Below are 9,983 nucleotides of genomic sequence, written 5' to 3'. Positions count from 1 at the left end.
GGGTGGAGATTTTTTCTAAAACCCGCAGGGCTTGAACTTTTTTTTCTTGAAACTGGAACTTACCTTTACTTTCTTTTATTTATTATTTTTTTATTTTCTTCTAATCCGAGAAGTTTCTGCTGAAGACAGATTTTAAAAATGTTGATGAGATAGAAGATGTTCTTCGGAAAGGGTATGAAATTTTAATGGATGAATAAATTTCAAACTCAAAAAATAAAAATGCTTTTATTTGGCCATTAAAATTTCATACTCTTTCATACCGTTTGATTTTTTGAGGATGCCTTTTGGTTAGACGGCAGTAGTAATTTTCAGTTAGTAGTATATTGTCTTATGAAAATGGGAAGCATCTTCAAAAAAACAATGCAAATGCTTACCTAGTGCGTTGGCAGTAGCTCAAAGCAAGTGTGTCTTTTTTTATTTGCTTAACGTGATTTTGTGATTGATTTTACTATCGGCTTGATGCTCACTTTTCCTAAAAAAGATAGATATGATTTTTAAAGTGAACATTCATCTGAAAACGCTAGGCATCAAGCCGATGGAAAATCAATTTACCTAGTGTTTTTTGGCAAATAAAAAACGATACTCTTGCTGGCTCTTTTGGTTTTGTGGGTGTTATAAATTGCTTAATCCGAAATTGTGAATGTTAGAAATAGAGTTATAAGCGATTTACAACACTTACAAAAGCAATGCAAATACTACCGATTTATGCACAAAGTTGCTAAAATCAGTTACCGAAAACGTTCTTAAAAGCAAGTACAACTGTAAAGTTTCCGATGCAATGACGAACGTTGTTAAAGACAGTGGCGAAGGACGGTGTTTTTTGTAGCTTGGTGATGCGATGGGAGCTGCAAAAAATGTTGTCCTGGAGCCACTGGCAAGCGCGTTGGCAGGTGCGGCTGTTTTACATAAATGATATTATAACTTCATTGCAAAAACCAAAAAAACAATATAAAAGCTTTATAATGAATTATAATACTCAATTATGTAACACAGCTTGGGGAAAAAAATTACTGGCGCAAGTCACGAAGTGTAAGTGTTTTTTCTAAAAACTGTGCCAGTAATTTTTTTTAGAGCGTTGGCAAAGGAGGGGCTTTTGAAATGTAAAACTTCTTTTTTACCACCGAACCAAAATGATTGTTCTCCTTATCTAAAATTTCATTACCAATCGTTGCAGGATAGACCTCAAATTATGGGGTTTATCTTGTGTCAAAAGGTAAGTGCTTTTTTAGATTGTTAGTGAGATATAGCAATTGAAATGAAGATATTGTTTATAACTATTTATTAGATTCGTGTTGACAAATACTATTTTTTTTGTATTTTTGTCAACAAACTGATAGTTTAAATCTTTAATTATGGAAAATGTATTTGCAAATAGACTACAATCTGCTAGAAGAATGGCAGGTTTGTCTCTTCAAGGACTTGCCGACAAACTAGATAATCTAGTTAGCAAGCAGTCTTTGAATAAATATGAGCAAGGTGTCATGAAGCCAGATAGTGAAGTTTTAATTGCTTTGGCTAACTCATTAAATGTTTCTATAGATTATTTTTATTCGGTACCTAGTGTTAAAGTTGAATTTGAGAGTATTGATTTTAGAAAATACAGTTCAAAGCTGTCTAAGACAGAAGAAGCTTCTGTTATTGAAAAAGCTAAAGACTGTTTTGAAAGGTATTTTGAATTAGAGGATATTCTTCAGCTAAATGAGAAATATGACTATTTTAATTTTGATAAAGAAATTAAGACTGCCGAAGATGCTGAGGATGCTGCAAAAAAACTGCGAGAAGAATGGGATTTAGGATATGATCCAATACCAGATGTTGTTGAAATGCTAGAAGATAAAGGTTATAAAGTGATTGATCTTTTAGTTAGTGATGCTTTTGATGGTATGAAAGCTACTGTTGGAGATAGAAAAATCATTGTGTTGAAAAAAAGCAGTAATGCTAATGATGACGTGGTTAGAAAACGATTTACCGCATTACATGAATTGGCGCATCACGCATTGACTTTTTCAAAAGATTTGAAGCATTCCGAAGAGGAAAAATTATGTCATGTTTTTGCTTGTGCAGTTTTATATCCAGAAGAAATGGCGAAAAAAGAGTTGCATAAACAACGTTTTCATTTTTATCAAAAGGAGTTAGAAATTATAAAAGAGCGTTGGGGAATATCGTTTACCGCTATTTTTCATAGAGCACATCGATTAGGGATATTGAACGATTTTATTTTAAGAAAGTTCCATGTTGGCTATAAAAAAAGAGGTTATCATGTTCCAAATAGTGAACCTGGTAGGTACAGGAGTAAAGAAGAACCAACTCGTATGGAGCGATTGGTGTATTTAGGTTTAGCAAAAGAAGTTCTGACAATTAATGAAGCGGCTTATTTTTCGGGCATAACAGCTTGGCAATTACGCGGTAAAATGAAATTATTGGTATGAAATTAATTATTACAGATGTAAGTGTATTATTTGATCTCTATCAGTTGGAGATTTTACCGGAGTTTTTTGCTTTGAAAGCAGAAATCTCCACCACTTCGTTTGTATATAATGAAATTGTAATAGCTAATCAGGTTGTTGAATTTGAAGTTTATAAAAGGTCACAAAAGTTAAACGTTATTATGTTGACTGATGAAGAGCAAGATGCTGTAAATCAATTTGCAACAAAGCGAAACTTGAAATCATTACCTGATAAAACAATGCTTTGGAAGTCGATTCAACTTAATTGTGCATTACTTACCTGTGATAGAAAATTGAAGTTGGAAGCTAAAGAGCATGGTGTTGAAGTTCACGGTAGTATTTGGGTTATTGAGAAATTGGTAGAAGAAAATATATTGGATAAGTCAAAAGCTATTGCTCTGTTAGAGCAACTCAAAACAGTTAATGACAGGTTACCAATGGAAGAAATAGATAAAGTAATTAAGAAATTAAAAATTTAACAATTGAAAGTACAAAAAACCGAAGCGAAATGGAATTAGGCTTCGGTCAGGAGAAATAAAAACTTTGGACGGTATTTGATTTCTTCTGCAAAAGTAATAGAATTCTATTTATTACCTAATTATTCCTAGGGTTTTTAGTCAAACACCTCATTATTAAATAGTTTGACTGTTCTTAAATCTGAAAGCCATGGCAAAAAATGGTACACCCGGAGATGGACATCGTAATGGTGCCGTAAAAGGAAGAAGTCAGACTTATAATCCTAAAACCGAACAGTACGTTAAGCGCGATACTAACACTGGTCGTTTTATGGATGTTAAGCAAGACGGTACTCCGTTTAAAGGAGTTCGCAAAGAGAAGTAATTCCTTTGTTGTTAGTAATTAGGTGTGTAGCACCTGTAAAAAAGGTGCTGCACTTTTGTTTAACCAAAAAATAGAATTCTTATGAGTAACAAAATTACCCAGAGATTTCAACCAAGCCCAAAAGCTCTACTGTTTGCTTCAAAAATAGCTGTGTTACAGTTTATGATGAAGTTGCCGATGTAGTTAATGCTATTGCTGTTGCAGCCGCATTGATTATAGCAGTTTCTTTGGTTGCCAAAGCGTTGAAATAGATTATTTTTTTAGACGAGCTTACAAATTAAGCTCGTCTATTCTTAATCCTTTAAAAAATAAAAAAATGAATAAATCAGAAAAAGAAAGATTGATTTTCAATGTTGGTAGGTTTGATCATTACTATGATACTATTAATAATAAAATAGCTGTTTACATTGCCATTAATACTTTTCTTCTTGGAGGTGTATTAGGAGCTTATTTTACTATTAACAGTAAAATTGTTAATCACGCCTTTGCATTTGAATTTTTGATTGGATTATTCACTTTTATGGGATTGACAACTGTTGCGGTACTGATTTATGCGAGTGTACCGTTTTTGAATTATAAGTCTTCTTCTCTATATTATTTTGGAACTATAGCTCAAAATACTTTAGAGGAGTATAAAGAAAAAAGTAAGGAAAGAGATACGAAAGAAGACTTGAAAGATTTACGAGAGCAAGTCTATTTTTTATCAAAAGGATTGAACAAAAAATTTACAATACTAAAGTGGATAGGTTATTCGATGCTTTTTCAGGTTATAGTTTTAGTGTTTGTAGCAATAATAATTTTTAATAATACAATTTAAGATGAATATATATTCGGATTACTTTGACGTAATCAAAGAAGCGGTACGAGCTGACCAAAGTGGTGTTTTTCCTAAAGGTTTGGCTGGAGTTGGTAATTTGAGTGATAGCTCAAAAATGACCTTCTCCACTATTAATAATAAGATATCTAGAAAGGAACTTGCTCCTAGTTTGAGGAATTACTCGGAAGTCGCAGGTTTGGGAAAGGTTAATTACAATCAAGATTTGGGTTTGCATCCAGATTTCGGGCATTTAAAAGCGACTGATAACACAGAAGAGCATTACATTATTTCTTGTTTTGTTGATATTGCAGGAAGCACAAATATGTTTAAAAAGTTTAGTAAAGAAGCTGTGTTTTTGATTACAAATACATTGGTAAAAGCCAATATCCATACAGCATTAATTCATGGCGGTTATGTACAAAGAATACAGGGCGACGGTTTGTTTATTTATTTTGGCGGAAAAAACATTTCTAAAGAAACTGCCGTAAAGAATGCTTTGCTATCATTAAGTACTTATAGTTATTTTGTGCAAAATGATTTGAAAGACTATTTCTTATCTCAAGGTGTTGAAAACATTTCGATTAGAAGCGGTATTGATTTAGGTGATAAAGAAGATGTGCTTTGGGGTTCTTGTGGAATTGATGGTATAAGTGAGGTTACGACTTGTAGTTTACATACAAGTTTGGCCAGTAAAATGCAATCTAGTGCTAATAAGTGTGGTATTGTGGCTGGTGCTAATGTAAAAGATTTATTGCCTAATAGTGATGATTATTTTACGGTTGTTTCTAAAAGAACAGGAAATGAAAATGATAGGTATATTTTTAGAAATCCGGAGGAAGCATTTTACTATACTCAATATGATTTTAATTGGGATAAATTTTTAAAGCAACAACCCAATGTTATTTTTGATCAAACTGGAAGATTAGGTTTTTTAGTTTCGAACGGTACTGCTTTAAATCCTGAAAATTTGAAACCTATCGCTGAATTAAGTAAACCCTATTTTTATTAATGAAAGTTAGTATTGAGAGAGATATTGAAAGGTTTATTGAAAAATATCCAAAATTTTCAATCGTTTCGTTTGATAATACAAACTATATTAAGCTTCAAGGTGTTATTGATATAGTAGATATTGAAGGTGTATATTGGGATAGTTATGAGATAAGTATTTTATTGCTAAAACAAAACTATCCCCATATAACTCCTAAAGTATTTGAAGTTACTGAAAAGATTAAGCGCGAAGATGACTGGCATATTTCTGTAGATGGCGAATGTTGTCTTGATATCCTCCATAAGATGCTATTGCTAGAAAATAAAGGTATCGATGTTATCTCATTTTATCAAAATAAGATATATCCATTTTTTGCCAATCATGCTTACAAATTGAAAACTGGAGAATATGCCAATGGAGATTATCCGCATCAGTTTGATGGAATTAAATACTTTTATGAAAATGATTTAGGATTGAAAGATGTTAATTTTACCATTCAATTGTTGACTTCAATAACAACGAATAAACTTCCTAACAGAAATTCTATTTGTCTTTGTAAGCAAAGAAAGTATAAACATTGTCATTTACCTATTGCTGAAAAGCTTATGCTTTTTGGACATAAAAGGTTGTTGGATGACTTGCAACTTTTTAAGTTGGAATCTCAATTATTATCATAAAAAGGTAGAGGTTTGAATCCAGTTAGGATTCAAACCTCTACTTTATATAGCTGATTTTCAGAGTTTATTTTATTAGATGGGTAGTTTACGTGTCAGTTACGTGTCAAAAAAAGTTTTTTTTAAAAGCGAAAATATAGTCGTATCGTTTTTAGCAAACGTGTAGATTGCTGCTAAAGAAGCGATTGTTGCTATAATACTTTCTAAATTCATATTGTAAAGATACTTTTTTTACTCATTCATTTTACTATATACCTTTTTCATCATCATTTCTTTTACTAAATCGCCAAATGATTTGTCTTCTAAAATCTTTTCGAAAATTTCTTGATTTTGGTCCATACGCTCAATAAGTTTCGTTACGAATAAGTCTTCAAAAGCATATTTAAAGGTGTCAATTTTGTTGACTTTTGCCTGAACCTGTAATGTTTCATCTAATAATAATTCCGCTTCTATTTGGTCGAAAAATAATTTATCGGCTTCTTCAAATTCAGTTCCAAAACGATCATTAAGAATTGTTATAATTTCTGACAGTAAAGCTTCCTCTTCTTTTTCTCTTTTTAAACCAGCTTCTGTAGTTCCACTTAGTTCTCCATCTTCGCCTTTGATTAAATCAATTGAACCTTCTTTTATTTTTTGAAGTCTATAATATTCTAAAGCAATTTCATCTCCTAATTCTAAACTTTCCGTCAAATCTCTTTTGGGCAAACGGATTTGTAATAGCTTGGCATAAGCATAGAATTTCTCAAAATCTTGGTCTGTAAATGGCATAATCTGTGAAAGAAAAGCATAAAGATTCGTCCATGACCGTAATCCTTTTTTGAACTCATCTTTCTTATCTTCTTCTTTTATTTCTTTAAATCTTTCTATTGCTGGATCGGTAAAACTGTATAAATATTTTTGCTCTTTGGCATTATTTATTTTTGTTGTAGGATTGAAATAAACATTAGCAAATGCGTTTACTTCATTTTCCCAATACACTAGAAATTTATCTAATCTCGTTTTTAAATCATATAAATGGTTTACATCTGTTTCCTCTGTAACTGATGTTATCTCATAATAAGGCTGAAACGAATCTAAAATTGTTTGTCTTTCATTAGCAAAATCTAATACAAATGTATCTTCTTTACCAGGACAGGTTCTGTTTAGTCTTGATAATGTTTGTACCGCTTTTACACCGGAAAGTTTTTTATCTACATACATAGTATGCAGTAAAGGTTGGTCAAAACCAGTTTGGTATTTATCAGCCACGATAAGAATCTTATAATCATCTTTATCAAAAACTTCTGGCAACTCTCTTTCTCCATAACCAGTTAATTCTGGTTCTGAAACACCGTCTGGAAAATTAGTATCTATGACTTTTCCCGAAAACGCTACTAATACTTTAATTTCGTTTTCATACCCTTTTTCTTTGATGTAATTGTCGAATTCTTCAAAGTATCTTTTAGCGTGTAATCTTGAACCACATACTAACATTGCTTTTGCTTTTCCTCCATTTTTTTTTGCTACTACTTGGCGGAAATGCTCAATTATTACTTCGGTTTTTTGAGCCAAATTATAAGGATGTAATGCAACATACTTACCAATTGCTTTAGATGCTTTTTTACGATTTAGTTTTGGATCGTCTTCTATTGCTTTGGTTAGTTTGAAGTATAATTCATAAGTAGTGTAATTATTTAATACATCTAAAATAAATCCTTCTTCAATAGCTTGACGCATTGCATACAAATGGAATGGATGCGGTTTACCATCTGAATCTTTATACCCAAACACTTGAAGCGTTTTATATTTAGGAGTTGCTGTAAAAGCAAAAAACGAAATATTTGATTGTTTACCTCTTGATAAAGCCGATTTTTCTACTTGTTCTCTAATATAATCATCGGCACTGTAATCATCTTCCTCTTCTTTTTCGGCATCTTCAAATGATTTTAATGCTAATACTTCTTTTAGTTTTTTACTAGCTTCTCCACCTTGTGAACTGTGTGCTTCATCAATAATTACTGCATATTTTCTGTCTGGTAACTCATTTACCTTGTCGATTATATATGGGAATTTTTGCAATGTTGTAATAATGATATTTGTACCATAACCAATTGCACTTGCCAGTTGTGAGCTGTCTTTGTCAATTTTTTGCACCACTCCTGTTTTATGCTCAAATTGGTAAATGGTATTTTGTAATTGTTGGTCTAACACTTTACGGTCAGTTACTACAATAACGCTATCAAATATTCGTTCGTCAGTTTCGTTATGCAAACTTGACAAGCGATAAGCCAACCATGCGATTGAATTACTTTTACCTGAACCTGCTGAATGTTGAATGAGATAATTTTTACCTGCTCCATTTACGATTGCATCAGCTCCAATTTTTCTAACTGCATCTAATTGATGGAAACGTGGAAAAATAAGCTTTTCTTTTTTGAATATTTTACCTTCCATTTCAATTTCTTCGGTTTGAAGATGCACGAAACTTTGGATTATCTCTAACCAACTGTCTTTGGCTAAAATATCTTCCCACAAATACTGGGTTTTATATCCTTCTTTGTTTGGAGGATTGCCTTTACCGTTGTTATATCCTTTGTTGAATGGTAGCCAATAAGTTTTTATACCATCGAGTTTTGAAGTCATAAAAACCTCATCTTGGTCAACGGCAAAGTGAACCAATGTTCTTTTTTTGAATGCAAATAGTAATTCTCTATTGTCTCTAGTTGTGCTGTATTGTTTTAAGGCATTGGTTACATTTTGACCTGTGAATTGATTTTTTAATTCTAAAGTTGCTACCGGAATACCATTTAATGAAATAACCAAATCTACAGAATTGGTATTTTGTTTGCTGAAATAAACTTGGCGGTGAATTTTTAATTCATTTTTAGCATAAAACGCTAAAGCATCTGGATTTAAACCTGATACTGGTTTGAAAAATGCCATTTGAAAACGAACACCATAATCAGTAAAACCATTGCGTAACACATCTAAACTGCCTCTTAAATCGAGTTCTTTATAAAGCCTATGTAATACTCGGTTCTCAACATCTTTTTCGTGAATGGCTGTTATTTTCTCCCATTTGGTTGGTTGTGAGCTTTGTAAAAAATCAATAATATCTCTTCTAAAGAAACCTAAATCTGCAATGTATTCACTAGCATTACCTAATGTATATCCGCCTTTTTCGATAAGTGATTGCACTATCGCGGTTTCAAATGTATTTTCGGTTGTTATGCTCATACTCTTATTCTTCAATTGGTTCTTCTTCAGTAACTTCTTCGTTTTGCAGCTTTACAAATTCACGATAGGCAACTTCTTTAAAAATAATTTTTAAAGTCATTTTTTGTCTTTCGGTAATGTTCTTTTTTAGTTGATATCCTTCTTCCGAATAACACTCTAAAACAAAATCATAATTTACACCATAAATCTCTTGCTCGGGCTCATTAATTTTATCTGGAATTTCGTCGCCCATTATTTCACAAGTATCAGGATCAATATATTTGACTGATGGTTTGTGCTCAAAATTAACATCCTTTCCTAAAAATGTTTTTCGCCCTAAATAATTGGGCCACATCACTCCAAAAAATTCTGTCATTCCTGGAGGATATATTTTTGCCATCTGAATAGCACCATCGATAGAATCAAATTCTTTTTCTCGTATCATTTTCAACAATACTTTTAACGGTTCCATATCAAAACTACGAGAAAGTATTTTTTTGTTTTTTGACAATTCTTCTGTTAAAAACTCTTCGGCTTTTTCTAGTTCGTCTCCGATGAAACCAAAGAACATATTTTCTTCGTTAAACTCGTTGTAGATGAACGCTTTTATTTCGTGGTTGTATTCTAATTTCCATACACGGAATTTACTTTTTTTCCATGACCAACCTCCAAACATGAATTGAAAATCGCCTAAAGCATCCTTAAAAAGTTGTGGTTCGTAACCAGAAATTGAATTTGAAAGCGTGGTAAATAAATCATTCAAATATTCTAACACATCTACAATATCGGTATGCGGATTAGAAAGATGTGTATCAAACTTAATTGAAGATATTAAATTCAAAATTAAGGTATAGGTTCTGTTAGTATCGCCTGCAAAGCACAGCAAACAATCTTTACGAGGCAATTCAAATAACTTTACACCCGAATGCCAACGTTCGCCACCAGAAAGGCAACTATCTGTGGCAAAAACCAATTCTTCACTATCGTTGGCTTGACGTATCCATGCAGTACAAAGAGTCATA

At 32.2% G+C, this 9,983-nt stretch carries 8 protein-coding genes; 6 read left to right on the top strand and 2 right to left on the bottom strand.

Annotation, left to right across the window (positions count from 1 at the left end):
* Positions 1 to 1,352 precede the first annotated feature (1,352 nt).
* From ACH2CG_RS10785 to ACH2CG_RS10760, 6 genes are all read left to right on the top strand, one after another.
* On the top strand, positions 1,353 to 2,429 hold the full coding sequence (locus ACH2CG_RS10785; protein ID WP_395065033.1) for a helix-turn-helix domain-containing protein: 1,077 nt from the start codon (positions 1,353 to 1,355) through the stop codon (positions 2,427 to 2,429).
* Complete coding sequence (locus ACH2CG_RS10780) at positions 2,426 to 2,926, top strand: hypothetical protein (RefSeq protein ID WP_395065031.1); 501 nt, start codon at positions 2,426 to 2,428, stop codon at positions 2,924 to 2,926. The genes ACH2CG_RS10785 and ACH2CG_RS10780 overlap by 4 nt, the downstream gene beginning before the upstream one ends.
* A 187-nt stretch (positions 2,927 to 3,113) precedes the next feature.
* A complete protein-coding gene (locus tag ACH2CG_RS10775; RefSeq protein ID WP_395065029.1) occupies positions 3,114 to 3,287 on the top strand; it encodes a hypothetical protein in 174 nt (57 codons plus the stop codon).
* A gap of 316 nt (positions 3,288 to 3,603) precedes the next feature.
* A complete protein-coding gene (locus ACH2CG_RS10770; protein ID WP_395065027.1) occupies positions 3,604 to 4,104 on the top strand; it encodes a Pycsar system effector family protein in 501 nt (166 codons plus the stop codon).
* 1 nt (position 4,105) lies between these two features.
* Positions 4,106 to 5,113, top strand: coding sequence for a hypothetical protein (locus ACH2CG_RS10765; RefSeq protein WP_395065026.1), 1,008 nt, complete (start codon positions 4,106 to 4,108; stop codon positions 5,111 to 5,113).
* Entirely contained in the window at positions 5,113 to 5,769 is a 657-nt protein-coding gene (locus ACH2CG_RS10760; RefSeq protein WP_395065024.1) for a hypothetical protein, read from the top strand. Before ACH2CG_RS10765 ends, ACH2CG_RS10760 begins: the two co-directional genes overlap by 1 nt.
* A gap of 228 nt (positions 5,770 to 5,997) precedes the next feature.
* On the opposite strand, the gene ACH2CG_RS10755 is transcribed toward ACH2CG_RS10760, so the two are convergent.
* Together ACH2CG_RS10755 and ACH2CG_RS10750 are read right to left on the bottom strand one after the other, a co-directional pair.
* On the bottom strand, positions 5,998 to 8,982 hold the full coding sequence (locus ACH2CG_RS10755) for a type I restriction endonuclease subunit R (RefSeq protein ID WP_395065022.1): 2,985 nt from the start codon (positions 8,980 to 8,982) through the stop codon (positions 5,998 to 6,000).
* 4 nt (positions 8,983 to 8,986) lie between these two features.
* On the bottom strand, positions 8,987 to 9,982 hold the full coding sequence (locus ACH2CG_RS10750) for a hypothetical protein (protein WP_395065020.1): 996 nt from the start codon (positions 9,980 to 9,982) through the stop codon (positions 8,987 to 8,989).
* Position 9,983: the final 1 nt, after the last annotated feature.

Source organism: Flavobacterium sp. (assembly GCF_043778725.1).
GTDB lineage: Bacteria > Bacteroidota > Bacteroidia > Flavobacteriales > Flavobacteriaceae > Flavobacterium.
This window is presented reverse-complemented; position numbering and strand designations above follow the sequence as displayed.